Annotated in this window: 28 protein-coding genes, 1 pseudogene and 1 other annotated feature; of the genes and pseudogenes, 13 read left to right on the top strand and 16 right to left on the bottom strand. The window is 52.3% G+C overall.

Annotation, left to right across the window (positions count from 1 at the left end):
- Positions 1 to 4 precede the first annotated feature (4 nt).
- Genes oppD through B9P82_RS14310 form a run of 3 tightly spaced genes read left to right on the top strand, consistent with a single transcriptional unit; the run spans position 5 to position 2,902 of the window.
- Positions 5 to 1,018 carry a murein tripeptide/oligopeptide ABC transporter ATP-binding protein OppD gene (gene oppD, locus B9P82_RS14320; protein ID WP_003833364.1) on the top strand — a complete coding sequence of 338 codons (1,014 nt, stop codon included), beginning with the start codon at positions 5 to 7 and terminating at the stop codon, positions 1,016 to 1,018.
- On the top strand, positions 1,015 to 2,019 hold the full coding sequence (oppF, locus tag B9P82_RS14315) for a murein tripeptide/oligopeptide ABC transporter ATP-binding protein OppF (protein WP_016156729.1): 1,005 nt from the start codon (positions 1,015 to 1,017) through the stop codon (positions 2,017 to 2,019). The genes oppD and oppF overlap by 4 nt, the downstream gene beginning before the upstream one ends.
- 46 nt (positions 2,020 to 2,065) lie before the next feature.
- Positions 2,066 to 2,902, top strand: a complete 837-nt coding sequence (locus B9P82_RS14310) for an ion transporter (protein ID WP_101700520.1) — start codon at positions 2,066 to 2,068, stop codon at positions 2,900 to 2,902.
- A 36-nt stretch (positions 2,903 to 2,938) separates the two neighbouring features.
- Here B9P82_RS14310 and B9P82_RS14305 read toward each other — a convergent pair whose 3' ends face one another.
- Both B9P82_RS14305 and cls read right to left on the bottom strand, forming a co-directional pair.
- A complete protein-coding gene (locus B9P82_RS14305) occupies positions 2,939 to 3,268 on the bottom strand; it encodes an HI1450 family dsDNA-mimic protein (protein WP_003020691.1) in 330 nt (109 codons plus the stop codon).
- Between the two features lie 34 nt (positions 3,269 to 3,302).
- A complete protein-coding gene (cls, locus tag B9P82_RS14300; RefSeq protein ID WP_016156727.1) occupies positions 3,303 to 4,763 on the bottom strand; it encodes a cardiolipin synthase in 1,461 nt (486 codons plus the stop codon).
- 142 nt (positions 4,764 to 4,905) lie between these two features.
- Between cls and B9P82_RS28280 the strand changes: the two genes are divergently transcribed.
- Positions 4,906 to 5,079 (top strand): YciY family protein, encoded by a 174-nt coding sequence (locus B9P82_RS28280; RefSeq protein ID WP_016153268.1) that lies wholly within the window; start codon positions 4,906 to 4,908, stop codon positions 5,077 to 5,079.
- A gap of 51 nt (positions 5,080 to 5,130) precedes the next feature.
- Here B9P82_RS28280 and B9P82_RS14295 read toward each other — a convergent pair whose 3' ends face one another.
- Positions 5,131 to 5,427, bottom strand: a complete 297-nt coding sequence (locus B9P82_RS14295; RefSeq protein WP_003020675.1) for a YciI family protein — start codon at positions 5,425 to 5,427, stop codon at positions 5,131 to 5,133.
- Between the two features lie 224 nt (positions 5,428 to 5,651).
- Between B9P82_RS14295 and tonB the strand changes: the two genes are divergently transcribed.
- Positions 5,652 to 6,368 carry a TonB system transport protein TonB gene (gene tonB / locus B9P82_RS14290; RefSeq protein ID WP_016156660.1) on the top strand — a complete coding sequence of 239 codons (717 nt, stop codon included), beginning with the start codon at positions 5,652 to 5,654 and terminating at the stop codon, positions 6,366 to 6,368.
- 75 nt (positions 6,369 to 6,443) lie between these two features.
- Here the strand turns inward: tonB and yciA are convergent, their stop codons facing one another.
- The 4 genes and pseudogenes from yciA to B9P82_RS28990 form a co-directional block, all read right to left on the bottom strand.
- Positions 6,444 to 6,845 carry an acyl-CoA thioester hydrolase YciA gene (yciA, locus tag B9P82_RS14285; protein ID WP_016156659.1) on the bottom strand — a complete coding sequence of 134 codons (402 nt, stop codon included), beginning with the start codon at positions 6,843 to 6,845 and terminating at the stop codon, positions 6,444 to 6,446.
- Between the two features lie 165 nt (positions 6,846 to 7,010).
- Positions 7,011 to 7,550, bottom strand: a complete 540-nt coding sequence (locus B9P82_RS14280; RefSeq protein ID WP_016153265.1) for a septation protein A — start codon at positions 7,548 to 7,550, stop codon at positions 7,011 to 7,013.
- A 54-nt stretch (positions 7,551 to 7,604) separates the two neighbouring features.
- Entirely contained in the window at positions 7,605 to 8,348 is a 744-nt protein-coding gene (locus B9P82_RS14275; RefSeq protein WP_016153264.1) for a YciC family protein, read from the bottom strand.
- A 28-nt stretch (positions 8,349 to 8,376) separates the two neighbouring features.
- Positions 8,377 to 8,463 (bottom strand): annotated as a pseudogene (locus B9P82_RS28990) (YkgJ family cysteine cluster protein); the annotation flags it as partial.
- Between the two features lie 283 nt (positions 8,464 to 8,746).
- Between B9P82_RS28990 and ompW the strand changes: the two are divergent.
- The 3 genes from ompW to B9P82_RS14260 all read left to right on the top strand — a co-directional run bounded on the left by ompW (position 8,747) and on the right by B9P82_RS14260 (position 11,451).
- Entirely contained in the window at positions 8,747 to 9,385 is a 639-nt protein-coding gene (gene ompW, locus B9P82_RS14270) for an outer membrane protein OmpW (RefSeq protein WP_016153263.1), read from the top strand.
- Positions 9,386 to 9,517: 132 nt separating this feature from the next.
- The gene (locus B9P82_RS14265) at positions 9,518 to 9,793 is read left to right on the top strand and encodes a hypothetical protein (protein ID WP_016153262.1); all 276 of its coding nucleotides are present in this window, start codon (positions 9,518 to 9,520) and stop codon (positions 9,791 to 9,793) included.
- A 185-nt stretch (positions 9,794 to 9,978) separates the two neighbouring features.
- Positions 9,979 to 11,451, top strand: coding sequence for a GGDEF domain-containing protein (locus B9P82_RS14260; RefSeq protein ID WP_101700519.1), 1,473 nt, complete (start codon positions 9,979 to 9,981; stop codon positions 11,449 to 11,451).
- Positions 11,452 to 11,483: 32 nt separating this feature from the next.
- On the opposite strand, the gene trpA is transcribed toward B9P82_RS14260, so the two are convergent.
- The 6 genes from trpA to trpL all read right to left on the bottom strand — a co-directional run bounded on the left by trpA (position 11,484) and on the right by trpL (position 18,152).
- Positions 11,484 to 12,290, bottom strand: a complete 807-nt coding sequence (gene trpA / locus B9P82_RS14255; protein WP_016156657.1) for a tryptophan synthase subunit alpha — start codon at positions 12,288 to 12,290, stop codon at positions 11,484 to 11,486.
- A complete protein-coding gene (gene trpB / locus B9P82_RS14250; protein WP_003020645.1) occupies positions 12,290 to 13,483 on the bottom strand; it encodes a tryptophan synthase subunit beta in 1,194 nt (397 codons plus the stop codon). Before trpB ends, trpA begins: the two co-directional genes overlap by 1 nt.
- Before the next feature lie 10 nt (positions 13,484 to 13,493).
- On the bottom strand, positions 13,494 to 14,852 hold the full coding sequence (trpCF, locus tag B9P82_RS14245; RefSeq protein ID WP_101700561.1) for a bifunctional indole-3-glycerol-phosphate synthase TrpC/phosphoribosylanthranilate isomerase TrpF: 1,359 nt from the start codon (positions 14,850 to 14,852) through the stop codon (positions 13,494 to 13,496).
- A gap of 3 nt (positions 14,853 to 14,855) precedes the next feature.
- Positions 14,856 to 16,451, bottom strand: a complete 1,596-nt coding sequence (trpD, locus tag B9P82_RS14240; RefSeq protein WP_003020639.1) for a bifunctional anthranilate synthase glutamate amidotransferase component TrpG/anthranilate phosphoribosyltransferase TrpD — start codon at positions 16,449 to 16,451, stop codon at positions 14,856 to 14,858.
- The gene (locus tag B9P82_RS14235; protein ID WP_101700518.1) at positions 16,451 to 18,013 is read right to left on the bottom strand and encodes an anthranilate synthase component 1; all 1,563 of its coding nucleotides are present in this window, start codon (positions 18,011 to 18,013) and stop codon (positions 16,451 to 16,453) included. Before B9P82_RS14235 ends, trpD begins: the two co-directional genes overlap by 1 nt.
- Positions 18,014 to 18,036: 23 nt before the next feature.
- Positions 18,037 to 18,131: a sequence feature (Trp leader region), on the bottom strand.
- Complete coding sequence (gene trpL, locus B9P82_RS14230) at positions 18,108 to 18,152, bottom strand: trp operon leader peptide (protein ID WP_012905981.1); 45 nt, start codon at positions 18,150 to 18,152, stop codon at positions 18,108 to 18,110. It overlaps the preceding feature by 24 nt.
- A gap of 135 nt (positions 18,153 to 18,287) precedes the next feature.
- Between trpL and rnm the strand changes: the two genes are divergently transcribed.
- The 3 genes from rnm to rluB all read left to right on the top strand — a co-directional run bounded on the left by rnm (position 18,288) and on the right by rluB (position 20,759).
- Positions 18,288 to 19,166, top strand: a complete 879-nt coding sequence (gene rnm, locus B9P82_RS14225) for an RNase RNM (protein ID WP_029139558.1) — start codon at positions 18,288 to 18,290, stop codon at positions 19,164 to 19,166.
- Positions 19,163 to 19,783, top strand: a complete 621-nt coding sequence (locus tag B9P82_RS14220) for an L-threonylcarbamoyladenylate synthase (protein WP_016153256.1) — start codon at positions 19,163 to 19,165, stop codon at positions 19,781 to 19,783. Before rnm ends, B9P82_RS14220 begins: the two co-directional genes overlap by 4 nt.
- A gap of 100 nt (positions 19,784 to 19,883) precedes the next feature.
- Positions 19,884 to 20,759, top strand: coding sequence for a 23S rRNA pseudouridine(2605) synthase RluB (rluB, locus tag B9P82_RS14215; RefSeq protein WP_006684306.1), 876 nt, complete (start codon positions 19,884 to 19,886; stop codon positions 20,757 to 20,759).
- Positions 20,760 to 20,842: 83 nt separating this feature from the next.
- Here rluB and cobO read toward each other — a convergent pair whose 3' ends face one another.
- Positions 20,843 to 21,433, bottom strand: a complete 591-nt coding sequence (gene cobO, locus B9P82_RS14210) for a cob(I)yrinic acid a,c-diamide adenosyltransferase (protein ID WP_016153255.1) — start codon at positions 21,431 to 21,433, stop codon at positions 20,843 to 20,845.
- Complete coding sequence (locus tag B9P82_RS14205) at positions 21,430 to 22,191, bottom strand: YciK family oxidoreductase (protein WP_016156651.1); 762 nt, start codon at positions 22,189 to 22,191, stop codon at positions 21,430 to 21,432. Before B9P82_RS14205 ends, cobO begins: the two co-directional genes overlap by 4 nt.
- 210 nt (positions 22,192 to 22,401) lie before the next feature.
- Between B9P82_RS14205 and sohB the strand changes: the two genes are divergently transcribed.
- Positions 22,402 to 23,448, top strand: coding sequence for a protease SohB (sohB, locus tag B9P82_RS14200; RefSeq protein ID WP_101700517.1), 1,047 nt, complete (start codon positions 22,402 to 22,404; stop codon positions 23,446 to 23,448).
- A gap of 53 nt (positions 23,449 to 23,501) precedes the next feature.
- Here the strand turns inward: sohB and B9P82_RS14195 are convergent, their stop codons facing one another.
- On the bottom strand, positions 23,502 to 23,753 hold the full coding sequence (locus B9P82_RS14195; protein WP_003020616.1) for a YciN family protein: 252 nt from the start codon (positions 23,751 to 23,753) through the stop codon (positions 23,502 to 23,504).
- Positions 23,754 to 24,150: 397 nt separating this feature from the next.
- Here B9P82_RS14195 and topA point away from each other — a divergent pair, with 397 nt between their 5' ends.
- Positions 24,151 to 26,748: a type I DNA topoisomerase gene (gene topA, locus B9P82_RS14190; protein WP_016153252.1), complete on the top strand. Its 2,598-nt coding sequence runs from the start codon at positions 24,151 to 24,153 to the stop codon at positions 26,746 to 26,748.
- Positions 26,749 to 26,950: the final 202 nt, after the last annotated feature.

The following is a 26,950-nucleotide window of genomic DNA, read 5'->3' as shown; positions in this document are numbered from 1 at the left end:
AGCCATGAGCGTAATTGAAACCTCAACCGCGCCGCTCGCGCAACAACAGGCTAACGCACTGCTGAACGTTAAAGATCTGCGCGTGACGTTTGCCACCCCCGACGGCGATGTAACTGCGGTAAACGATTTAAACTTTTCTCTGCGAGCTGGAGAAACGCTGGGTATTGTTGGGGAATCCGGTTCAGGGAAATCGCAAACGGCCTTTGCCCTGATGGGCCTTCTGGCAGCAAATGGCCGTATCGGAGGATCTGCAACTTTCAACGGACGTGAAATTCTGAATTTACCGGAACGTGAGTTGAACAAACTGCGCGCCGAGCAAATCTCGATGATTTTCCAGGACCCGATGACCTCTCTCAATCCGTACATGCGAGTCGGCGAGCAGTTGATGGAAGTTCTCATGCTGCATAAAGGCATGAGCAAAGCGGAAGCCTTTGAAGAATCGGTCAGAATGCTGGATGCGGTGAAAATGCCGGAAGCGCGTAAGCGTATGAAAATGTATCCGCATGAATTCTCCGGCGGGATGCGTCAGCGCGTGATGATCGCCATGGCGCTGTTGTGCAGGCCTAAATTACTGATAGCCGATGAGCCGACTACTGCGCTTGATGTTACGGTACAGGCACAAATCATGACCCTGCTGAATGAACTGAAAAGCGAATTCAACACTGCGATTATCATGATCACCCACGATCTGGGAGTAGTTGCCGGTATTTGCGATAAAGTTTTGGTGATGTACGCCGGACGTACCATGGAATATGGCAGTGCGCGGGATGTCTTTTATAAGCCCGTTCATCCGTATTCGATTGGTTTGCTGAATGCCGTACCTCGTCTGGATGCCGAAGGGGAAGAGATGCTGACTATCCCGGGCAACCCGCCGAACCTGTTGCGTTTACCAAAAGGTTGCCCATTCCAACCGCGTTGCCCGCATGCGATGGAAATCTGTAGCAGTGCTCCGCCACTGGAAGAGTTTAGTCCGGGCCGCCTGCGCGCCTGCTTTAAACCGGTGGAGGAACTGGTATGAATGCGGTCACCGAACAACGAAAAGTGCTCCTTGAAATTGCCGATCTTAAAGTCCATTTCGACATTAAAGACGGCAAGCAGTGGTTCTGGCAGCCGTCTAAAACCCTGAAAGCGGTTGATGGCGTGACTCTGCGACTGTATGAAGGTGAAACCCTGGGCGTGGTCGGCGAATCAGGCTGTGGAAAATCGACTTTTGCCCGTGCGATTATTGGCCTGGTGAAAGCCACCGATGGAAAAGTCGCCTGGCTGGGTAAAGATTTGCTGGGCATGAAACCCGATGAGTGGCGGGAAGTGCGTAGCGATATTCAGATGATTTTCCAGGATCCGCTGGCATCACTGAACCCGCGCATGACCATCGGTGAAATCATTGCCGAACCGCTGCGGACTTATCATCCGAACCTGTCTGGTCAGGAAGTCCGCGACCGTGTGAAGGCGATGATGATGAAGGTGGGGTTGCTGCCAAATCTGATTAACCGCTACCCGCATGAATTTTCAGGCGGTCAGTGTCAGCGTATTGGTATTGCCCGGGCGCTGATCCTCGAGCCGAAGCTGATTATTTGCGATGAACCGGTTTCGGCGCTGGACGTATCCATTCAGGCCCAGGTGGTGAACCTGTTACAACAGCTCCAGCGTGAAATGGGATTATCGTTAATCTTCATTGCTCACGACCTGGCGGTGGTGAAACATATCTCCGATCGCGTGCTGGTCATGTATCTCGGACACGCGGTGGAATTAGGGACTTATGATGAGGTGTACCATAATCCGCTGCACCCTTATACCAAGGCGTTGATGTCTGCAGTGCCGATTCCCGACCCGGATCAGGAAAGGAACAAGGTTATCCAGTTGCTGGAAGGCGAATTGCCGTCGCCGATTAATCCTCCTTCCGGCTGCGTGTTCCGTACGCGCTGCCCGATTGCCGGACCGGAATGCGCAAAAACCCGCCCGGTTCTCGAAGGAAGTTTCCGTCACGCAGTTTCCTGCCTGAAAGTAGACCCGCTATAATCCTGAGGGCTGACAAAGGTCAGCCCTTCTTTTTGGTGAGGTATATGTGTCAGGTTTAGTCTCTTCTGTCCGCCGCGCGCTCTATCGCAAATTATTCGATTTAAGCACCCGTTCAGGGCGTCGCTTTGAAGGTATGTGCGCGCTGTTCGCCTTGCTCAGCGTTATTGTTATCTTCATTGAGTCCGGCGTCGGGGCGCAATACCATTTAACCTTCGAGGAATGGCGCATTTTTGTCTGGCTGGAGGTCTTTATTACTCTGGTCTTTACTCTCGAATATTTTCTTCGCTTATGCAGCTGGGCCAATCCCGCTAAATATGTGTTTAGCTTCTGGGGGATTATCGATCTGGCCACCATTCTACCGCTGTACGTGATGTGGCTATGGCCTGAAATCAGTTTGAGTTATGTCTTCGCCTGGCGAGCGATGCGTGTCCTGCGCGTCTTGCGTATTCTCAAGCTGCTGCGTTTTATGCCTTCTCTGCGAGTGTTCTGGAATGCGTTAAAAAGCGCCCGTCATCAACTGATGTTGTTCTATTCCTTTATTGCCATTCTGATGGTTGTTTTCGGCGCGATGATGTATCTGATAGAAGGGCCCAAATATGGCTTTACTACGCTGAATGCGTCAGTGTATTGGGCAATTGTTACGGTCACCACCGTCGGCTACGGTGACATTACACCGCACACGCCGTTGGGACGCATGGTGGCGTCAGTGCTTATCCTGATTGGATACTCTGTGATTGCGATACCGACCGGATTGATAACCACACACATGAGCAGTGCGTTCCAACAGCGCGGATATCAGCGTAGATGCCCACAGTGTCAGCAGGCGCAGCATGAACATAGTGCGCAGTTTTGTAACCGCTGCGGAAGTAAACTGCCGGGCTAAAAATGAAAAAAGCTGCGAGAGCAGCTTTTTTGTTTGTTATTCGCGCCAGAGAATATGGCAGAGTTTGTGATCTTTTTCGCGACATAATAAAACGCGCGCAAAAATATCGTTAATCTCGCCGTCTTCTGTATCTGCCAGACCAATCACCACTTCAGCAAAGAAGTCAGGGTTCAGGTCAAAATCAACATGCTCCTGCCAGTCTTCTGCCGGGTCGAATAACTCGGCACCACCGCGCTCTTCAAACTGTAAATTGAACAGAATGATGTCGGCTGGATCCAGGTTGTCCGCAGCCAGTTCGAGAAAAATATCGTAAGCCTGCTCAAGCGTTTCGTCTTCAGTCAGGCGATTGTTCAAATCCATATCCATAATGACTACCTGTTTACTGTCTGATGGGCACGTTTTACAGCAACGGACTAAAGAAGTAAAACAGTCGCTCAGCGATCCGCTGCCAGAGTGGTCGTTTTACCCACAAACGGGCATCAAGCAGACGGGAACGCGAAATATAATCATCCTGTACTGCCGCGAGATCGCCACCGAACCCGGCATCATCAATGACCAGCGTGATCTCAAAATTGAGCCACAGACTGCGCATATCTAGGTTAACGGTACCGACCAGGCTCAGCTCGCCATCGACCAGTACGCTCTTGGTGTGCAGTAAGCCACCTTCGAACTGATAGATTTTAACGCCAGCCGCCAGCAACTCAGTGAAAAAGGCCCGGCTTGCCCAGCCAACCAGCAGGGAATCATTCTTGCGTGGAAGAATAATACTGACGTCGACCCCGCGCTGCGCCGCTGTACAGATCGCGTGCAGCAGATCGTCGCTGGGAACGAAGTAGGGCGTGGTCATTATTAAATATTCACGCGCCGAATAAGCTGCGGTTAACAGCGCCTGATGAATCAAATCTTCAGGGAAACCAGGTCCCGAAGCGATTGTGTGAATGGTGTGGCCGCTGGCCTGCTCAAACGGCATGATATTGACGTCTGGCGGCGGGGGCAGAATGCGCTTGCCGGTCTCAATTTCCCAGTCGCAGGAATAGACAATGCCCATAGCGGTGGCTACCGGGCCTTCCATTCTCGCCATCAAATCCACCCATTGCCCGACGCCGGCATCTTGTTTGAAGAAACGCGGATCGACCATGTTCATGCTGCCGGTATAAGCAATATAGTTATCGATCATGATCATTTTGCGGTGCTGACGCAGGTCCATACGGCGTAAAAATACACGCATCAGGTTTACTTTCAGCGCTTCAACAACCTCGATACCCGCGTTACGCATCATCGCCGCCCATGGGCTGCGGAAGAACGCCACGCTACCCGCGGAATCCAGCATCAGGCGGCAGTGAATTCCACGCCTTGCGGCAGCCATTAATGACTCGGCGACCTGATCGGCCATACCGCCTGGTTGCCAGATGTAGAACACCATCTCGATGTTGTGACGCGCCAGTTGAATATCACGGATCAATGCCTGCATCACGTCCTCTGAACTGGTGAGCAACTGCAGTTGATTCCCTTTAACGCCAGCGATTCCCTGACGACGCTCGCACAGCTTAAATAAGGATGACGCGACACTGCTGTTTTCCTGCGCAAAAATATGCTTACAGGCTTTTAGATCGTTCAGCCACTTGGCCGTTGACGGCCACATTGCCCGGGCGCGTTCGGCGCGACGTTTACCCAGGTGGAGCTCACCGAAGGACAGATAAGCAATGATCCCTACCAATGGCAGAATATAGATGATCAAAAGCCAGGCCATTGCGGAGGGCACTGCGCGTCGTTTCATTAGAATGCGTAATGTTACGCCAGCAATGAGTACCCAGTAACCCAGAATGACCAGCCAACTCACCACGGTGTAGAAGGTTGTCATAAATTTAAAAATCCTTTTGAAAGCGTATTGTTAAGAGTTTACGCATCAGGATTAATCTGGCAAATAAAAACACGGGAAAACCACTGGTCTGCATTCGGTGTGGCGTTATAATGGCCGCTCAGTGACTGAAAGAGTAGTAAACATGAAGCGTAGTAGAACGGAAGTGGGACGCTGGCGGATGCTGCGTCAGGCAAGCCGCCGTAAAGCACGTTGGCTTGAAGGACAATCGCGCCGTAATATGCGTATCCATACCATCAGAAAGTGTATTCTCAACCATCAACGTAACTCGTTGCTGTTTGCGATCCACAACATCTGATCTCAAAAGGGCACCGCTGTCGGTGCCCAATGTCTGCTTTTCGTTTTGTTTTTAAAATACTTTTTTGTACGGTTTTACTGAAACCTGCGCATAAACACCTGCCGCCACGTAGGGATCGGCTTCAGCCCACGCCTGCGCGGCTTCTAAAGATTCAAATTCTGCAATCACCGTTGAGCCGGTAAAGCCTGCGGCGCCCGGATCGTTACTGTCAACCGCTGGCATGGGACCCGCCGTGAGCAAACGGCCTTCGTCATGAAGGAGTTGCAGACGAGCCAGATGAGCAGGGCGTACGGAAAGACGTTTTTCGAGAGAGTCTGCGATATCTTGAGCGTAAATAACGTACAGCACGGGTAGAGCTCCTTGAACGGTAAAAGGTCATATTTACGTTATTGGAAAGGCCTGGTAACTGCAACGGAAAGATAACTAATATGTTAAGGCCATACTTTGAAAATGGTTTTTTATCATAAAATCGCGTTTTAAATGCCAGTTAGCTTCACGGTCTTATTGAATATGATTGCTATTTGCATTTAAAATCAGGGCCTGGTTTTTTTACTGAAACGATTATGACTTCAATGACCCTTGATTTACCTCGTCGCTTTCCCTGGCCTACGTTACTTTCTGTCGGCATTCATGGTGCTGTAGTGGCAGGTTTGCTGTATACCTCGGTACATCAGGTTATTGAACTGCCTGCGCCAGCGCAGCCGATCTCCGTTACGATGGTTGCGCCTGCCGATCTTGAACCGCCTCAGGCCGTTCAGCCGCCGCCGGAACCCGTCGTCGAGCCTGAACCGGAGCCAGAACCGATCCCCGAACCGCCAAAAGAAGCGCCGGTAGTGATTGAGAAACCGAAGCCCAAGCCTAAACCGAAGCCAAAACCGGTGAAAAAGGTGGAAGAGCAGCCGAAGCGTGATGTTAAACCAGCAGAGCCGCGTCCGACGTCCCCGTTTGAAAATACGGCGCCTGCGCGTCCAACAACCAGTACCGCTCCGGCAACCACTAAACCGGCGGTGAGTGCTCCATCGGGTCCGCGAGCCTTAAGTCGTAATCAGCCTCAATATCCGGCACGTGCACAGGCGTTGCGCATTGAAGGCCGTGTGAAGGTCAAATTTGACGTGACCTCGGATGGCCGGGTTGAAAATGTGGAAGTTCTGTCCGCACAGCCTGCGAATATGTTTGAGCGTGAAGTGAAAAATGCGATGCGCAGATGGCGTTATGAAGCCGGTAAGCCAGGTTCCGGGCTGGTGGTGAATATTGTTTTCCGCCTGAACGGCACAACACAGATCGAGTAAGCATCAGGCCGGATTTGGCGTTACGTCGCCAAATCCGGCAGAATGATTGCCGGATTGCGATGCTTGGGCGTGCTATCAGGCCAGGGAGGGAATCGGCCGCGGTTTACCGTCTTTATCAACGGCAACGTAGATAAACAGGGCTTCGGTAGCTTTATAGCGCTGGCCAATAGGTTCTGAAGCGACTTTCTTCACCCAGACTTCAATATTAATGCTGATCGAGGTCGTCCCGCGTTTCACGCAGCGTGCGTAGCAACAAACCACATCGCCCACGGCAACCGGGCGCAAAAAGCTCATTCCTTCAACCCGCACCGTTACCACGCGACCATGTGCGATCTCTTTGGCCTGAATAGCGCCACCTATATCCATTTGTGACATCAGCCAGCCGCCAAAAATATCACCGTTTGCGTTGGTATCGGCAGGCATAGCCAGAGTGCGTAAAACCAGTTCGCCCTGGGGAGTGTTATTCGTTATTGTCATTGTAGAACCGACTATAGAGAAAGATTACAGGCGCGATGCTACTAGAATTTACGCGCTGAGAACAGAGGGGATGCGGTCTGCGGGGCGGAAGTAAGCCAGGTTGATGGCAACAAGGAACGCGAAGGGATAAAAATTCGCCAGATCCGGAGATCTGGCGAGCATTTATTACGATTTATCTTCCTGCGGAAGGTGGCGGTAAATATAGACTCCGCTCAGTAACGTAAATAGTAAAGTCAAGGCGGTCAGGCCGAACACTTTAAAGTTGACCCAAATATTCTGCGGTAGCCAAAACGCGATATAGATATTCGCCAGACCGCACAGGATAAAGAAGACGGCCCAGGCGAAGTTAAGTTTTGTCCAAACCGGCTGTGGCAAGCTCAGCTCTTTACCTAACATGCGCTGAATCAGCGGCTTTTTCATTACCCATTGGCTAACCAGCAGCGCACCGGCAAACAGCCCGTAAATCACCGTTACTTTCCACTTAATGAATTCATCATTGTGGAAGAAAATGGTCAGGCCACCGAACACGGCTACCAGAACAAAAGTGATCAATGCCATCTTCTCGACCTTGCGATAGCGGACCCAGCTGTAAATCAAAACCACAGCCGTCGCAACAATCAGCGCCGAGGTCGCCGCGTAGATGTCATAGAGCTTATAAAAAGCAAAAAAGACAACCAGCGGTAAAAAATCAAGAAACTGCTTCATTCTTCGATTCCGTCATCAAAAGCACCGGGTACAAGCCCGGAATGCGTTCAGGGTTTATTGGCGAATTAGCATGTACAGGCGGAACAAATAGATCAGCAACACGGCGGAGATCATATTGCTCAGCGTATTCGCCAATACCGCGCCTACATTTGGCGTAAGTACCGCAAAACTTGGCGCAAAAAGCAACAACAACGTTTTTGCCAACAGCCAACCGATCACTGCTGGTGCAACCAGGCGCATATTCGACCACGCCAGACGCATACTGTTGCGCATCGCGGCAAAGACACCCATTTTGTCCTGTACTAACATCACCGGTGCAAGTGCCAGCAGGATAGCCAGCAGAATACCGGGTACCACCACCAGCATAATACCGATTTGCACCAGCAGAGTAGTCAGAAAAATCAGAATAAACAGCTTCGGCAAAACCGGCGCGCTGGCACCGATGGCGCGTAACGCGCTGACCCGATGACCGGCTGAAATCAGCTGAATCATCAGGATAATGCCTCCGGCGAGGATGGCATTACCAATCAGACCGGAAAACGTCGACGCCGCGGAAGCGCGTAGCAAAATTTGCTGTTGCTCCGGGGTCATGTTTTGCACCAGATCGAACAATCCCACGCTGCTGGTTAACTGATCGCCTTCACTGAGTTGCGCAATTTGTGCGTCGGTGGGAGAAAAGGCATGCCCTAACACCACTGTGATAAACGCGCACAACAACGATACCAGCAAGATGGTAATGAATTGATTACGGAAAAAGTTTCCCGTGTCACGGTAAACGGATTTCGCCGTGATAGACATGCACTCTCCTTGAGTTTTGCAGGTGTTCATTTGTGGGCAATTGTACCCTGGATAACTCTACAGTGGCAGCATCGCGCGGTGTATGGAAAAGCATATCTTTGTAAAGCCCCGGTAATTTTTGACTATGACTTCAGCGTCATGCAAGAACGTTGGTTGTTCTCTGCGCATCACGAACAAATAACCATCGCTATTCTGCAACGGAGGCCAGGTACTTGCGTGGCGAAAATATATCAAAATTGATCTGAATTAGGTTAACCAGGATTTTGAATGCAAGTTCTAACTTAATCTGGATCAATAAATGTTAAATTATCAAAGTCAATGTGATCCAGGTTAGATCACTTATTACTCCAATGTGGGTATATTCGTTCCGCTTTTATAACCATAACGATGGAGCGGACATGAAAAAATTAACAGTTGCAGCAGTGGCTTTAACAACTCTTCTCTCTGGTAACGTATTTGCGCATGAGGCCGGAGAATTCTTTATTCGTGCAGGTTCTGCCACCGTCAGACCGACGGAAGGCGCGGGTGGTACGCTGGGAAGCCTGGGTGGCTTTGATGTCAGCAATAACACGCAGTTGGGTCTGACATTTACCTACATGGCAACCGACAATATCGGTGTTGAATTACTGGCAGCTACGCCGTTCCGCCATAAAATTGGCACTGCCACAACAGGTGATATTGCGACCGTTCACCATTTACCACCAACCTTAATGGCGCAGTGGTATTTCGGCGATTCCAGCAGCAAACTGCGTCCGTACGTTGGTGTCGGTGTGAACTACACCACCTTCTTTGACGAAGGCTTTAACAATAACGGCAAAGAAACCGGTTTATCTGACCTGAGCCTGAAAGACTCCTGGGGCGCAGCAGGGCAAGTGGGTATGGACTATCTGATTAACCGCGACTGGCTGATTAACATGTCGGTCTGGTACATGGATATCGACACCACCGCGAGCTATAAACTGGCTGGCGCGCAGCAGCATGACAGCGTCCGCCTCGATCCGTGGGTGTTTATGTTCTCCGCGGGTTATCGCTTCTAAGTCCGTGATTAAAATACGGAAAAGCTGATCGTTCCACGGTCAGCTTTTTTATTACCAGTTTATTTCTTCCTGCCTTTCTCCCCGTCGATGTAATGCTACTCTTTAAGCAAACTGGCTTTGAGGGCATTGACGATGATGTTGACTCGCCACCTGCTACAACAAAAAATCACACTTTTGGAACCATTCACCGGAGATGAAACGGCAGAGTTCGCCGTGAGCGCTGCGCGTGACTTATTGAATTTTATGGATAAAATTGAAGTGCTGGAGAAACGCATTGCGACTCCGGTTAAACTACCTTATTGCAGCGCCAGTCCTGTTTGTGAGATCGAAGCGGGCTATGCCGCAGGCGTGAGCGATTGTCGTGAGGCTATTCGTCGGGCAGGGTATCCGATTGAGGGTGATGATTAGTTTGCATTTATGTTAACAAAAATGTGCTTTTATTGTATAAGTCTGTAACTTTAGCGCACACAACGGCGGGCTTCTAAGGCATCAGCTTAGGGACGGTTAACATTCTCAATCAACATACAGCGCAGCTATGCAATGACAGAAACGGGTAACCGGTTTGGCAATATGTTAACTATCAGGGTGAACTCGTGAAGATTGTGCAGGACAAGCTCAGAAACAGGCAGGCACTGCTGGTATCAGGGCTCATTACGTTGATATTTACGTCGTTGTTTCTGTTTATAATTTATGAGCAGCGGATGGCTGCAGTCAGTGACGGTGTTAACCGCATGCAAGCGCGCATGATGGACATTTTTAACGATAATGAGCTGATCGCCGATGCGATTGGTGAGCGCTATCACCATATTAAATCGGGTGAGCAATGTGGCGATATTTCACAATTTGCTCCCCGCAATGAAATGGAATGGGGAATTAACGCCGACCCAAAGCGTCTGCATTCGGTAACGGGGACAATTATTGCCCAGCAAGCCAGCCACAACGCGCTGTGTATGTATACGGCGGCGGAGTTTATTCGCGGTATGGTTAATGAGCTAAATCCGGGCAGCTTCGATGCACATCGTTATATTATCGCCAAAAATTCAGATTATTTTTACTGGTTTATGGCTTCCGATTCGCGCAACTTCAGTTTCTCAAATTCTGAAATGGCGCGGGATCTCACCAACTTTTTCTATCCGCCGGTCGATTTCTATACCCGACTGTTGCAAAAAAACGTCAAAAACAAAGCCCTTAGTTCAACGAACTTCTATACCGATAAAATTACCGGTGAAAAAGCTTACAGCGTGGTGAGCTATATCTACGATCTGTCTGGCAAAGAGATATCAGACCAAATCGTGGCCTATCTGGTTTATGACCATTCAAAGCCCGAATTGCAGGAAGCGTTGGCTCAAGCATTTGACTACCGACTCCCACCAGAGCTGAATGTGGAATTGGTAAATTTGACCAACAATAAAAGTCTTTGTTTATCCGGTAAATGTACAGGTCAATCCCGTTTTTTAGTGCGCAATTTTTCGGAGAAATATGCGCTGCACTATTCGCTTTCATTAGGCCGTTTTATGACACGCGATCCCCATGCCGGGATCGTGATCCTGCTGGCACCGTTCTTTTTCATCATGATTAGTTTCTCGCTAAAATCATGGCTAAACGAAAGCGACCTGAAGGTTTATATAGACACCCTGACCGGTTGCTTTAATCGCCGAATACTCGACATCATCAAGCGCCGTGATTTATCCCACTGTTCGGTGGTGCTACTGGACTGCAATAAGTTCAAGGCCGTCAATGATACCTGGGGTCACGCGGCAGGCGATCGTGCGCTGCAAATTATCGCCAACAGGATGTTATCAAACACCCGCACCAGCCACGATATTGTGATTCGTACCGGCGGGGATGAATTTATGATCCTGCTGTTTCGCTCGCAGGCAACTGATGCCATCGCAATTGCTCAACGTATCAGCGGGCAGGTGACCAGTCATGTGTTTGTAGTGGACGGTCATACCGTGCCATTGTCAGTATCGTGGGGGATTGCAGAGGTGAACGGTGAACTGGATGTGGCTATTCAGAATGCAGATAGCGCCATGTATAAAATGAAGCACACGAAAGAAGCGTAAAACCGCCAGAAGTCTCTGGCGGTTGATTTAGCTTACTGCCGGGTGGCGGCTTTCATCGCGCTGACAAAAGCTTTCAGCTCAGCCAGCATCTGTTCCGGTGCCGCAACATTTTTCTCAATGATTTTCACAATTGCCGAGCCGGAAATAGCGCCGGCAGCGCCAGCGTCAATCGCGCCGGTTACCTGTTCAGGTGCAGAGATACCAAACCCCTGTAAAGAAGGCGGAGCATCATATGCTTTCAACTTTTCGACCAGGTGATGCAGCGGTAATGCCGCTCGATTTTCTGCACCGGTCACGCCCGCACGCGAAAGCAAATAGGTATAGCCGCGGCCATGAGAGGCGATCTGGCGCAGCAGTTCTTCATCAGCGTTCGGTGGGCAGATAAAAATTGGCGCAATGTTGTGGCGGAGCGCCGCAGCTCTGAATGGCGCGGACTCTTCAACGGGAACATCGGCTACTAACACGGAATCCACGCCCACTTTTTCACACTGGGCGTAAAACTCGTCAATGCCCTTGCTAAACACCAGGTTGGCATACATCAGCAAGCCAATGGGAATCGTAGGGTGCTTCTGGCGAATCAGCGCCAGCATTTCAAAGCATTGCGACGGCGTGACGCCGGCGGCAAACGCACGCAGGGTGGCTTCCTGAATGGTTGGACCGTCAGCCAGCGGATCGGAGAACGGAATACCGAGCTCAAGGGCATCGGCACCGGCTTCAATCAGCGTATCAATGATTTTCAGTGACTGCTCAACAGACGGATCGCCCAGGGTTACGAAGGGGACAAAAGCACCTTCTTTGCGGTCCTTCAGCTGTGCAAACAGGTTTTCGTAACGTTCCATCAGATTTCCCCTCGCGCTTTCAGAATATCGTGTACGGTGAAAATGTCTTTGTCGCCGCGACCGGAGAGATTAACCACCAGTAACTGCTCTTTTTCCGGGTTTTCACGCATCATTTTCAATGCGTGTGCCAGGGCATGGGAGGACTCCAGCGCCGGAATAATCCCCTCGTGCAGACACAGCGTTTTAAAGGCCTCGAGCGCTTCGTCGTCGGTGATCGAAACATAATCGGCGCGACCAATGCTGTTCAGATACGCATGCTGCGGCCCGACAGACGGGAAATCCAGCCCCGCGGAAATAGAGTAAGACTCTTCAATCTGTCCTTCTTCGGTCTGCATCATCGGGGACTTCATGCCGAAGTAAATCCCGACACGACCATGCTTCAACGGTGCGCCATGTTCCCCTGATTCAATCCCATGACCGCCAGGCTCGACGCCAATCAGACCGACGCTGGTTTCATTAATAAAGTCCGCGAACATACCGATGGCGTTAGAACCGCCGCCCACGCAGGCGATAACCGCGTCCGGCAGGCGACCTTCTTTTTCAAGGATCTGCGCTTTAGTTTCCTCGCCGATCATGCGCTGAAATTCACGAACAATGGTCGGGAAGGGATGTGGACCCGCCGCCGTACCGAGCATATAGTGCGCGGTATCGTAGCTGCCAGACCAGTCGCGCAGCGCTTCGTTACAGGCATCTTTCAGCGTTGCAGAACCGCTGTGAACCGGGATAACTTCAGCCCCCATCAGACGCATACGGAAAACGTTTGGCGACTGGCGTTCAACGTCTTTTGCACCCATATAAATACGGCATTTCAGCCCCAGCAGTGCGCTGGCGAGAGCTGATGCAACACCGTGCTGGCCCGCGCCGGTTTCGGCGATGATCTCCGTTTTCCCCATACGTTTCGCCAGCAATGCCTGGCCCAGCACCTGGTTGGTTTTGTGCGCGCCGCCGTGCAGCAAATCTTCACGTTTGAGATATAGCGTAGTGTTGGTGCCTTGAGTAATGTTCTGGCATTTGGTCAGTGCAGTTGGACGACCAGCATAGTTTTTCAGCAGGTCTGTAAACTGCGCCTGAAATTCAGGATCCTTTTGCGCGCTGACAAAAGCTTCTTCCAGCTGGCGCAGGGCAGGCATCAGAATCTGTGGCACATACATACCGCCAAATTCACCAAAATACGGATTGAGTAATGTTGTCATGTCCTTTTCCTTAATATGCGCGCAGCGTCTGAAAGACCGAAGCCAAAAGACGTGCATCCTTGATGCCCGGCTGTGACTCTACGCCAGAATTGAAATCGAGACCGGCACAGCCGGTTTTTGCCGCGTCAACGCAGTTATCAGCGCCGAGTCCGCCAGCCAGTAAAACGTTATCCAGCGATTGTCCGCCTAAAAGTGACCAGTCGAAGCGTTGACCGCTGCCGCCTTGACCATTGTCGAATACGTATTTATCGACGTGCTGATAATCACGAGTTGGCAACGTTTCGCTGACGCTTAATGCCTTCCAGATTTGCACCTGTTCGGGTAGCGCGTCGCGCAGGGCGTCAACATAGGCCTGGTCTTCGCTACCATGCAATTGCACGGCTGTTAGCCCCAGAGCCACCGCTGTTTCGCGCACGTCGGTGATCTCTGTGTTGCGGAACACCCCGACATATTGCAGCGGTGCGCCGGTCATGACCTCGCGTGCGCGTTCAACGCTGACCGCGCGTGGCGATGTGGACACAAAAATCAACCCGCCGTATATGGCACCCGCTTCGTATGCCGCGTTTGCATCCTGAGCCCGGGTTAAACCGCAGACTTTATTTTCGCCGAGCAGAACGCGACGCACGGCAGCATGCAGATCATCATGCGACATCAACGCGGAGCCAATCAGAAAACCGTTGGCGAAGTGGCTGAGTTCTCGCACTTGACCATAGGTATTGATACCGGACTCGCTGATGACGGTTACGCCATGACCCAGTCGCGGCGCCAGTTGGCGGGTGCGATTCAGATCGATCGACAGGTCGCGTAAATCACGGTTGTTGATACCGACGACTTTGGCACCCAGTGCGATAGCACGCTCCAGCTCTTCATCGTTACTGACTTCAGTCAGTACGCCCATTTTCAAACTGTGGGCGACGGCGGCGAGTTGACGATATTGCTCATCATCAAGCACCGACAGCATCAGCAGACAGGCGTCCGCCTGATAGAAGCGCGCCAGGTAAATCTGGTAAGGATCGATAATAAAGTCCTTACACAGAATCGGCTGCGGTGCGATGCGGCTGACGATGGGCAGGAAATCAAAGCTCCCCTGGAAATATTTCTCATCGGTCAGTACGGAAATCGCGGAAGCATATTGTTTATATACGCCCGCAATCTGTGCCGGGTCGAAGTCATCACGGATCACGCCTTTTGACGGAGACGCTTTTTTGCACTCCAGAATAAAGGCGGTGCGTGCACCTTGCAGCGCATCGTAGAAATCACGAGCGCTGGGTTGAACATCATTCTGAAAGCTGGCCAGCGGTTGTTGCTGTTTGCGGGCTTCTACCCAAATCGCCTTGTCTGCGACAATTTTCGCTAAAACGGTTTGCATCATTTACCCTCTTGCTGCCAGTGCAGTGACACGGTCATAGGCCGCACCGCTGCGCAGTACATTAATCACGGTTTGCGCATTGGCTTTTAAATCTTCTTCACCGTGCAGGCGCATTAACATGGCGACATTCGCGGCAACAGCAGCTTCATGAGCGGCTTCACCTTTACCTTGTAACAAGCGACTAAGAATGTCACGGTTTTCTTCCGGCGTGCCGCCAGCCAGCTGTTCCTGGTGGTAAGGCGTCAGGCCAAAGTCTTCTGCCGTCAGTTGATAGCTCTTGATTTCGCCATCATGCAGCTCTGCCACAATGGTCGGTGCATGCAGCGAAACTTCATCCATGCCACCGCTGTGCACCACGGCTGCCCGCTGGTACCCCAACACGCGCAGCGTTTCGGCAATCGGCAGCACCAGTTCCGGACTGTAAACGCCGATCAGCGCCAGCGGCGGATGTGCCGGGTTAATCAACGGGCCGAGGACGTTAAACAGCGTACGGGTTTTCAACTGTTGGCGTACCGGCATAGCATGGCGAAAACCGGTGTGGTATTTCGGCGCAAACAAGAAACACACTCCGAGGTCGTCAAGTGCCTGACGGGATTTATCGGCGTTCATATCCAGATTGATGCCAAAAGCCGCTAACAGATCCGAAGAGCCCGACTTGCTGGAGACGCTGCGGTTGCCGTGTTTGGCGACTTTCAGTCCGCAAGCGGCCGCCACAAAGGCGCTGGCGGTGGAAATATTGATACTGTTGCTGCCGTCCCCGCCGGTACCAACAATATCGGCAAACAGATAATCAGGTCGCGGGAACGGGGCGGCGTTTTCCAGCAACGCGGTTGCCGCACCGGCAATTTCATTCGGGTGCTCGCCGCGAATTTTCATGCTCACCAGCGCCGCAGCCAGTTGTTCCGGCTTCAGTTCACCGCGTACCACGGCGGAGAACAGCTGGTGGCTTTCCTGCTGAGACAGCGTCTGGGCCTGATACAGTTTCTCCAGAATAGGTTGCAGGGTATTGGTCTGTTCGAGTTTCTGTTGCGCCCAGGCCAGCGTTTGCTCCAGCAGACGTGCGCCCTGGGTGGTCAGAATGGATTCTGGATGGAACTGGAAGCCACATACGCGATCGGTATCGTGACGTACCGCCATCACCATGCCGTTAAAGTGGGCGTTGATGGTCAATCCGGCCGGAACGTTGCTGCCAACCAGCGAGTGATAGCGCGCCACCGGCAGCGGATTTGCCAGACCGGCGAACATTGCCTGACCGTCGTGTTCAATGCTGGACGCTTTGCCGTGCAGGATTTCCCCCGCCTGTCCCACGTATCCACCATAGGCCTCGACAATGGCCTGATGCCCCAGACAAATGCCGATGATCGGCAGCTTGCCGCGCAGGCGGGTTAACAGCTCCGGCATGCAGCCCGCTTCGCTTGGCGCACCTGGACCTGGGGAGAGCATCAGCACCGGATTTTTCATGGTCGCTAAGCGGTCTATTAATGTCTGGGCCGGAATATGGTTGCGGTAAATCACCACGTTATGACCGTTAGTACGCAGCTGATCTGCCAGGTTATAGGTAAAAGAGTCGATATTATCGAGCAGCAGAATATCAGCCATTAGAAGGTCTCCTGTGCGTGGTGTGCGGTGGCGATAGCACGCAGAACCGCACGCGCTTTATTACGGGTTTCATCGGCTTCTGACTGCCCAACGGAATCCAGAACAATTCCGGCGCCAGCCTGTACGGTGGCAATACCGTCTTCCACGAGGGCGGAACGAATCACAATACAGGTATCCAGATCGCCATGAGCCGTGAAGTAACCTACTGCACCGCCATAGCTGCCGCGACGACGGCCTTCGGCCTCGGCGATAAGCTGCATGGCGCGAACTTTCGGCGCGCCGCTTAGCGTACCCATGTTCATACAGGCGCGGTAAGCATGCAGCACATCCAGATCGCTACGCAGCTCGCCGACTACGCGGGAAACCAGGTGCATAACGAAGGAATAACGATCCACTTTGGTGAGGTCAGCAACGTAGCGGCTGCCGGGCGTACAGATGCGCGCCAGGTCGTTACGCGCAAGGTCTACCAGCATCAGGTGCTCGGAAAGCTCTTTATGATCGGTACGCATCTCCAGCTCAATACGGCTGTCGAGATCGCGGTCCAGTGACCCGTCCGCACGACGACCGCGTGGGCGGGTCCCGGCAATCGGATAGATTTCAATCTGCCGGCTGGTGGCATCGTATTTCAGCGAGCTTTCCGGAGAGGCGCCGAACAGTGTGAAATCGTTGTCCTGCATAAAAAACATGTACGGGCTGGGGTTACTTTTCTTCAGCACATAGTAGGCCGCCAGCGGTGACGGGCAGGGCAGCGAGAAACGACGGGATGGAACCACCTGGAAAATTTCGCCAGCGCGAATGGCCTTTTGCATACCACGAACTACGGCGGCAAACTCTTCATCGCTCTGATTGCATTCGCAGCGCATGTGCGGAACTTCAGTGACGGGCAGCGGCGGCGCAGGTTCGGTAAGCTGCTGGCTCAGTTGCGCCAGACGGGCATTAAGACGCTGTTTTTCTGCATCGCTGGGGGTAAATATGCTGGCCTGAATGCGGGTGCTTTTCTTCTGATGGTCGATGACCATGAGCGTTTCTGCCAGATAGAAGCAGTAGTCAGGGCAACGGTTGCCCGCTTCAAGCTGAGGTAAATCTTCAAAACCGGCAACCAGGTCGTAGGAAAACAGACCGCCGAAGAACATCGCTTCACGTTCTTTCGCAGGAACATTGACCAGCTCCTGCAATAAACGGAAGGCATCAAATACGGACAGGGAACATAAGCGGGCGTCTTCATCCAGCAGCGGGCTAACAGCAGGGAATCGCAGATGGCGACCATTCGGCTGTTGTTTGTTCTCAACACCCGCGGGCAGGGCAGCATCCAGCAGCGGCAGCAGCGATGCGCCGTTAGCGGATAATGCCTGAATGGTGACAGTGTCACCGATGGCGGTAATGCGTAATGCGCTGTCGACCAGCAGCAGGCTCTTCAGATCGTCTTTGCTGTCGATATCGGCAGATTCCAGCAGCAGCGTTGCCGGACGTGCGCCACACACCTGATGAAACAGCGCCGTCGGATTTTCACGGTAGGCGGCATCGCAGGCAAGCAGTTCGAGTGTCGGTTTTTGTGTTTGCATCGTTATTCTCATTAATTTTGTTCAAAAAAAAGCCCGCTCATTTGGCGGGCCGGGTATCTGGTTGCATATTGCAGACGTAAGACACTGCCCGAAATCAGGAAGTGCGCCACCAACCGTGCAGAACAAATGTTGCTTTCATCTCAGATACCTTCTTCATGTGAACTTGCGTACTAGTTAACTAGTTCAATGGAATAAAGTCAACACCTGATTTCAGTATATTTGTCTAAACCGCTATGATGGGCGGGTTAAGACATTTAGTGAAACGGGAGCCGCATTGAGCGACACGAATTACGCAGTGATTTATGACCTGCACAGTCATACTACAGCCTCCGATGGGCGATTAACGCCAGAAGCCTTAGTACACCGTGCGGTAGAGATGCGAGTCGGTACACTGGCGATCACCGATCATGACACCACGGCGGGTATTGCGGCGGCAAGAGAAGAAATTTCACGTGCGGGTTTAGCGTTAAATTTGATCCCTGGCGTCGAGATATCAACAGTCTGGGAAAACCATGAGATCCATATCGTGGGTCTGAACATTGATATCGCCCATCCAATGATGTGCGAATTTCTGGCGCAGCAAACGGAACGTCGTCAGCAGCGCGCGCGCCTGATTGCTGAACGACTCGACAAAGCGCATATTCCCGGCGCGTGGGAAGGGGCATTACGCCTGGCTGATGGCGGGGCGATCACTCGGGGGCATTTCGCGCGTTTCCTGGTGGAGTGCGGAAAAGCCACAACCATGGCGGATGTCTTTAAAAAATATCTTGCTCGTGGGAAAACCGGTTACGTTCCGCCACAGTGGTGTACAATAGAACAAGCTATTGATGTCATTCATCATTCTGGCGGTAAGGCAGTTCTGGCTCATCCTGGGCGGTACGATCTTAGCGCTAAGTGGCTGAAAAGACTGGTTGCGCATTTTGCTGAACATCACGGCGACGCGATGGAAGTGGCACAGTGCCAGCAGTCTCCCAATGAACGCACCCATCTGGCGACGCTTGCGCGTCAGCATCAACTGTGGGCATCGCAAGGGTCTGATTTTCATCTACCCTGCCCATGGATTGAGCTGGGTCGTAAACTCTGGTTGCCCGCAGGCGTAGAAGGCGTCTGGCAACTTTGGGAACAGCCCGAGACCACAGAGAGGAAAGTATGAGCCAGTTTTTTTATATTCATCCCGAAAACCCACAGCAGCGCCTGATCAATCAGGCCGTTGAAATCGTGCGTAAAGGAGGGGTGATCGTCTATCCAACTGATTCCGGCTATGCGTTGGGTTGCAAAATTGAAGATAAAGGCGCAATGGAGCGCATTTGTCGCATCCGTCACCTGCCGGACGGGCACAACTTTACGCTGATGTGTCGTGACCTGTCCGAACTGTCGACCTATTCGTTTGTCGACAACGTGGCCTTCCGTTTAATTAAAAACAACACGCCGGGCAACTACACGTTCATCCTGAAGGGGACGAAAGAAGTACCACGTCGACTGTTGCAGGAAAAACGTAAGACCATTGGTTTGCGTGTACCCTCGAATCCGATTGCGCTGGCGCTGCTGGAAGCGCTGGGTGAGCCTATGCTCTCTACATCACTGATGCTGCCGGGCAGCGAATTTACCGAGTCAGATCCGGAAGAAATCAAAGATCGTCTGGAGAAAGTGGTGGATTTGATTATCCACGGTGGATATCTCGGCCAGCAGCCAACCACGGTTATCGATTTAACCGATGATTCCCCGGTGGTATTGCGCGAAGGCGTCGGCGACGTTAAACCTTTCTTATAAGGGCGCGAACCGCTATACTACGCGGCCTTAAAATGGCGCTGACTGGCGCCGTTGATTCTCCTGTTCGACGCCTGTGAAGGCGACATCTAAAGGAAGCTCTATGAGCGAAAAGTTACAAAAAGTGCTGGCGCGCGCTGGCCACGGTTCTCGCCGTGAAATTGAATCCATAATTGCCGCGGGTCGCGTGAGCGTTGATGGCAAAATTGCCACGCTCGGCGATCGCGTTGAAGTTACGCCGGGTCTGAAAATCCGTATCGACGGTCATCTGATTTCGGTGAAAGAATCTGCGGAGCAAATCTGCCGTGTTCTGGCTTATTACAAGCCAGAAGGTGAACTGTGTACCCGTAACGACCCGGAAGGTCGTCCGACCGTGTTTGATCGTCTGCCAAAACTGCGCGATGCGCGCTGGATTGCCGTGGGACGTCTGGACGTGAATACCTGTGGTTTACTGCTGTTTACCACCGATGGCGAACTGGCGAACCGTCTGATGCACCCAAGCCGCGAAGTTGAACGTGAATATGCAGTGCGTGTGTTTGGTCAGGTTGATGACGCAAAACTGCGCGATCTGAGTCGTGGCGTGCAGTTGGAAGATGGTCCGGCCGCATTTAAAACGATCAAGTTCAGCGGCGGTGAAGGGATCAACCAGTGGTATAACGTCACGTTGACCGAAGGGCGTAACCGTGAAGTCCGTCGCCTGTGGGAAGCCGTGGGTGTGCAGGTAAGTCGTCTTATCCGTGTACGTTACGGTGATATCCCACTGCCGAAGGGCCTGCCGCGTGGCGGCTGGACGGAACTTGACCTCGCGCAGACCAACTATTTGCGTGAACTGGTGGAACTGAAGCCGGAAACTACCTCTAAAGTTGCCGTCGAGAAAGATCGTCGCCGTATGAAGGCAAACCAGATCCGCCGTGCGGTGAAGCGCCACTCGCAGGTTGGCGGCAGCCGTCGTCCGGGCGGTCGCAGCAACAACGGTTAATCATGAGTAGGCCTGATAAGCAACGCGCCATCAGGCGTTAGCGTGGAGCCGGATGCGGCGTAAGCGCCTTATCCGGCCTACTGTCAGTAATCGATCCCCATCTGGGCTTTCACGCCCGCTTCAAAGGCGTGCTTAACCGGCCGCAGTTCGCTGACCGTATCCGCTAACTCCAGAATATCGCGATGACATCCACGACCGGTGATAATGACCGTTTGATGGGCAGGGCGCGCGTTTAGGGCATTGATGACCTCGTCGAGTGGCAGATAGTCGTATGCAACCATATAGGTCAGCTCGTCCAGTATCACCATATCCAGCTCAGCGTCGGCCAGCATCCGCTTGCCGTGTTCCCATACGGCCATGCAGGCTGCGGTGTCGGACTCGCGGTTCTGCGTTTCCCAGGTAAATCCTGTCGCCATGACCTGAAACTCAACGCCGTGGGGTTCGAGTAAGTTTCGTTCACCGTTTGGCCATGTCCCCTTAATAAATTGCACTACGCCGACTTTTTTACCGTGGCCTACTGCGCGCGTGGCGGTACCGAACGCGGCGGTGGTTTTACCCTTACCATTTCCGGTGAACACAATAATAATCCCGCGCTCGTCTCTGGCGGCGGCAACACGGGCGTCAACCCGGTCTTTTACGCGCTGCTGGCGCTGCTGATAGCGTTCTTCACTCATTGGGCGATTCCTGGTTTACGGCCCGGCTGGGCATCGAAAGTCATACCGGTTTTACGGCGGCTGTCATCGCCCATCAGCCACAGGTAGAGCGGCATAATATCGGCGGGGGTTTTCAATTTTTGCGGATCTTCCGTCGGGAACGCGCTGGCTCGCATGCCGGTACGCGTTCCACCAGGATTGATACAGTTTACGCGCAGGTGGCGGTTCTGATATTCATCAGCCAGAACCTGCATCATTCCTTCGGTAGCAAATTTGGAGGTGGCGTATGCCCCCCAGTTGGCGCGCCCCTGGCGACCGACGCTGGAGGAGGTAAAGACCAGCGATCCGGCATCGGATTTGAGCAACAACGGCAGCAATGCCTGAGTCAGCATAAAGGTGGCGTTCACGTTTACCTGCATCACGTCCTGCCATACCTGCGGGTTTTGCTCGCTCATCGGGCAAATGTCACCGAGCAATCCGGCATTATGCAATACGCCATCCAGACGCGGGAAATGCGCGGCAATGCGCTGTGCGAGCTGGTGGCATTCGTCAGACGTACAGGTGAGCAGATCCAGCGTGAACCAGTGTGGTTGCGTACCTTTTTCTTCGGCGATGGAGCGGGCAACCTGACGCAGTTTTTCTTCGTTACGCCCTAACAGAATCACGGTCGCGCCGTAACGCGCGTAGGTCTGTGCGGCTTCACGCCCGATACCATCGCTGGCACCGGTGACCAGAATAATGCGGTCCTGTAGAAGATCTTGTTTCGGTTGATAATGCACGGCTACTCCTCGGCGACGTCCTGGCCATCTCGTTCGCGATAACTTTTGGGCTTTATGCCTTAAACCCTGTTCTTTTTCAATCAGCCAAAGGCAATAACACCGCAAAATGAACGTGTTGTCATGCTTTTTACTGAATGGATGAAGCAAGACGGGTTAACAAGGCTGTTGTACACTGAGCGAAAGTAGCGTTGTTTAACCAAGGTGGGTCACGTGGAATTGTTGTCTGAATATGGGGTGTTTTTGGCAAAAATTGTCACTGTCGTGGTGGCTATTGCGGTGGTAGTTATGCTGATCGTAAACGCGACACAACGCAAACGTCAGCGTGGGGAATTGCGGGTTATTAATCTCAGCGATCAATATAAAGAGATGAAAGAAGACCTGTCGCTGGCTTTATTGGATGGGCATCAGCAAAAATTCTGGCATAAGGCGCAGAAAAAGAAACACAAACTTGAGGCGAAGGCCGCTAAGGCAAAAGCGAAACTGGGAGACAGTACGTCATCTGATAAACCACGGGTATGGGTACTTGATTTTAAAGGCAGTATGGATGCCCATGAGGTCAGCGCATTACGCGAAGAGGTGACGGCAGTGCTGGCGGTCGTTAAACCCCAGGATCAGGTCGTGGTTCGTCTGGAAAGTCCGGGCGGCGTAGTACACGGCTATGGCCTGGCCGCGTCCCAGTTACAACGTCTGCGCGATAAGCAGATCCCGCTGACCGTTACGGTAGATAAAGTCGCTGCGAGCGGCGGATATATGATGGCTTGCGTGGCGGATAAAATTGTCTCGGCGCCGTTTGCTATTGTCGGCTCTATTGGCGTTGTGGCACAGATCCCGAACTTTCACCGCTTCCTGAAAGGGAAAGATATTGATATCGAACTGCACACCGCCGGACAGTATAAGCGTACGCTGACCTTACTTGGTGAAAACACGGAAGAAGGGCGGCAGAAATTCCGCGAAGATCTGAACGAAACCCATCATCTGTTTAAAGATTTTGTACAGCGCATGCGTCCGGCTCTGGACATTGAACAGGTTGCCACGGGTGAACACTGGTTTGGTCAACAGGCGCTGGCCAACGGGCTGGTGGATGAGATCAATACCAGTGATGAGGTGATCCTCGGACTGATGGACGGTCGTGACGTATTAAACGTACGTTATCTGCAGCGTAAAAAACTGATGGACCGTTTTACCGGCAGTGCCGCCGAGAGCGCCGATCGTTTACTGATGCGCTGGTGGCAGCGGGGGCAAAAACCGCTGATGTAAAATTGTAATTGCCGGATGAGGCGCAGCCGCCATCCGGCAAATCATTTCTCGTGTTAATCGATCAAGTGATACTTTTCAGAAAGTACGTGCGCCAGATGTTTAAACATATTAAACACCGCCGTACTTTTGGGCGTCGGTAGCCCTTGCTCGTCTAAAAAGTAATCTCCGCTGAAAACCAGCACGCCATTTCGCTGCGTTACGCCGGTGGCGACAATCCCCGCCAGCGTGTCCTCATGCTCACGAATGATTTTGTTGGCTTCAATCAGCAGTGTTTCGCGATCGATGGGTTGAGTGTCTTTATGCATTATTTACTCCTTAAACAAGGACATTAGTCTACGCCGAGCCCGGCTTATGGGCAAATATTCCCTGACTTAAATGAAGGTCTTACGACAGTGTTGCAAGTGGCGAGATTTGTTTTTGCATGCTAATAAAGTTGCGTAACGCATTTTATCAGGTACAGTGTGACGCTTTCGTCAATCTGGCAACAGATTTGCTTGACATTCGACCAATACTCCGTCGTGCTATAGCGTTTGTGAGCGAAAAAGCCTGTTAACTCAGTTACATGAGAGTTACATTACAAGCGCGAATCAGTTTAAGGGTTGATATCCGCCGACGCAGAGACCATATCGATGTCTCGTCGCCAGTGGAAGGTGAATCAACGTGCGACGCATTCTGGAAGAATCAAATTAGGTAAAGGTGAATATGGGTAAAGCTCTTGTCATCGTTGAGTCCCCGGCAAAAGCCAAAACGATCAACAAGTATCTGGGTAATGACTACGTGGTGAAATCCAGCGTCGGTCATATCCGTGATTTGCCGACCAGTGGCTCAGCAACTAAAAAGAGCGCCGACTCAACCTCCACCAAAACGGCTAAAAAGCCCAAAAAGGATGAACGTGGCGCTCTCGTCAATCGTATGGGTGTTGACCCGTGGCACAACTGGGATGCGCGCTATGAAGTGCTGCCCGGTAAAGAAAAAGTTGTTTCTGAACTGAAGCAACTGGCTGAAAAAGCCGACCACATCTATCTCGCAACCGACCTTGACCGCGAAGGGGAAGCCATTGCGTGGCACCTGCGGGAAGTGATCGGCGGCGACGACACCCGCTACAGTCGCGTGGTGTTTAACGAAATTACCAAAAACGCTATTCGTCAGGCGTTTGAAAAGCCGGGCGAGCTGAACATCGACCGCGTCAATGCGCAACAGGCGCGCCGCTTTATGGACCGTGTTGTGGGCTATATGGTGTCGCCGCTGCTGTGGAAAAAAATTGCGCGAGGCCTGTCAGCAGGCCGCGTACAGTCGGTTGCCGTGCGTCTGGTGGTTGAGCGTGAACGCGAAATCAAAGCATTCGTTCCTGAAGAGTTCTGGGAAATTGATGCTAACACGACGACGCCAGGCGGTGACGCGTTACCGCTTGAGGTGACGCATCAGAATGATAAACCGTTCCGTCCGGTCAACCGGGAACAAACGCTTGCCGCCGTTAGCCTGTTGGAAAAAGCGCGCTACAGCGTTCTGGAACGCGAAGATAAGCCGACCAGCAGCAAGCCGGGTGCGCCGTTCATCACCTCCACGCTACAGCAGGCCGCCAGCACGCGTCTGGGGTTCGGCGTGAAGAAAACCATGATGATGGCGCAGCGCTTGTATGAAGCGGGCTACATCACTTATATGCGTACTGACTCAACCAACCTGAGCCAGGATGCGGTGAACATGGTTCGCGATTACATCAGCGATAATTTCGGCAAAAAGTATCTGCCGGAGAGCGCGAACCAGTACGCCAGCAAAGAGAACTCGCAGGAAGCGCACGAAGCTATCCGTCCTTCCGATGTCGCCGTTCAGGCGGAATCGCTGAAAGATATGGAAGCCGATGCGCAAAAACTGTATCAGCTGATCTGGCGCCAGTTTGTTGCCTGTCAGATGACGCCTGCTAAATATGATTCCACCACGCTGACGGTGGGCGCGGGTGATTTCCGTCTGAAGGCGCGTGGTCGTATTCTGCGCTTCGATGGCTGGACGAAAGTGATGCCTGCGCTGCGTAAGGGCGATGAAGACCGCATTTTACCTGCGGTGGATAAAGGCGATACGTTGACGCTCATCGAACTGACACCTGCGCAACACTTTACCAAACCGCCTGCGCGCTTCAGTGAAGCTTCGCTGGTTAAAGAGCTTGAAAAACGTGGTATTGGTCGTCCATCCACGTATGCGTCGATCATTTCTACGATTCAGGATCGCGGTTATGTTCGCGTTGAGAACCGTCGCTTCTACGCTGAAAAAATGGGTGAAATCGTCACCGATCGTCTGGAAGAAAACTTCCGCGAACTGATGAACTACGACTTTACCGCGCAGATGGAAGACAGCCTCGACCAGGTGGCAAATCACGAAGCCGAATGGAAGGGCGTACTCGACAACTTCTTCACTGATTTTACTCAGCAACTGGATAAAGCCGAGAAAGATCCTGAAGAGGGCGGTATGCGTCCGAACCAGATGGTGCTGACCAGCATTGATTGCCCAACCTGCGGACGCAAGATGGGTATTCGTACCGCCAGCACTGGCGTTTTCCTGGGTTGTTCTGGCTATGCGCTTTCCCCGAAAGAGCGTTGCAAAACCACCATTAACCTGGTGCCGGAAAACGAAGTGCTGAACGTGCTGGAAGGCGACGATGCGGAAACCAACGCTTTGCGCGCCAAACGTCGCTGCCAGAAGTGCGGCACGGCGATGGACAGCTACCTTATCGATCCTAAGCGCAAGCTGCATGTATGTGGTAATAACCCTACCTGCGACGGCTATGAGATCGAAGAAGGCGAATTCCGCATCAAGGGTTATGACGGTCCTATTGTTGAGTGCGAGAAATGTGGCTCTGAAATGCACCTGAAAATGGGACGTTTCGGCAAGTACATGGCGTGTACCAACGACGAGTGCAAAAATACCCGTAAGATCCTGCGTAACGGTGAAGTTGCTCCACCGAAAGAGGATCCGGTTCCGTTGCCGGAACTGCCGTGTGAAAAATCTGATGCGTATTTCGTGTTACGTGATGGCGCTGCAGGGATCTTCCTGGCGGCAAATACGTTCCCGAAATCACGTGAGACACGTGCGCCGCTGGTTGAAGAGTTGTACCGCTTCCGCGATCGTCTGCCGGAAAAACTGCGCTATCTGGCAGATGCGCCGCAGACTGACCCGGACGGCAACAAGTCGATGGTTCGTTTCAGCCGTAAAACCAAGCAGCAATACGTTGCTGCGGAGAAAGACGGTAAGGCGACCGGCTGGTCCGCGTTCTTCGTTGACGGTAAATGGGTAGAAGGGAAGAAATAACAGCATTGCGGCTGAATTTCTCCTCAAAGGGTCGCGTAAGCGGCCCTTTTTGTTTCTGGCGTATTATTTTTTGTCATCCCTATACAGCTCACATAGAAATGATATAGTGGTTATAGTTAACACACTTTTTATTATTAAATCGTATTAGCAGCGCCAACGAGCCTGCTCTGAAACGATGATTTGATGGCGCAAATCGGGATGG

It is taken from the genome of Citrobacter sp. L55 (assembly GCF_002850715.1).
Taxonomy (GTDB): domain Bacteria; phylum Pseudomonadota; class Gammaproteobacteria; order Enterobacterales; family Enterobacteriaceae; genus Citrobacter; species Citrobacter braakii.
The sequence above is the reverse complement of the archived record's forward strand: the minus strand, read 5'-3'. Positions and strand labels throughout refer to the sequence as shown.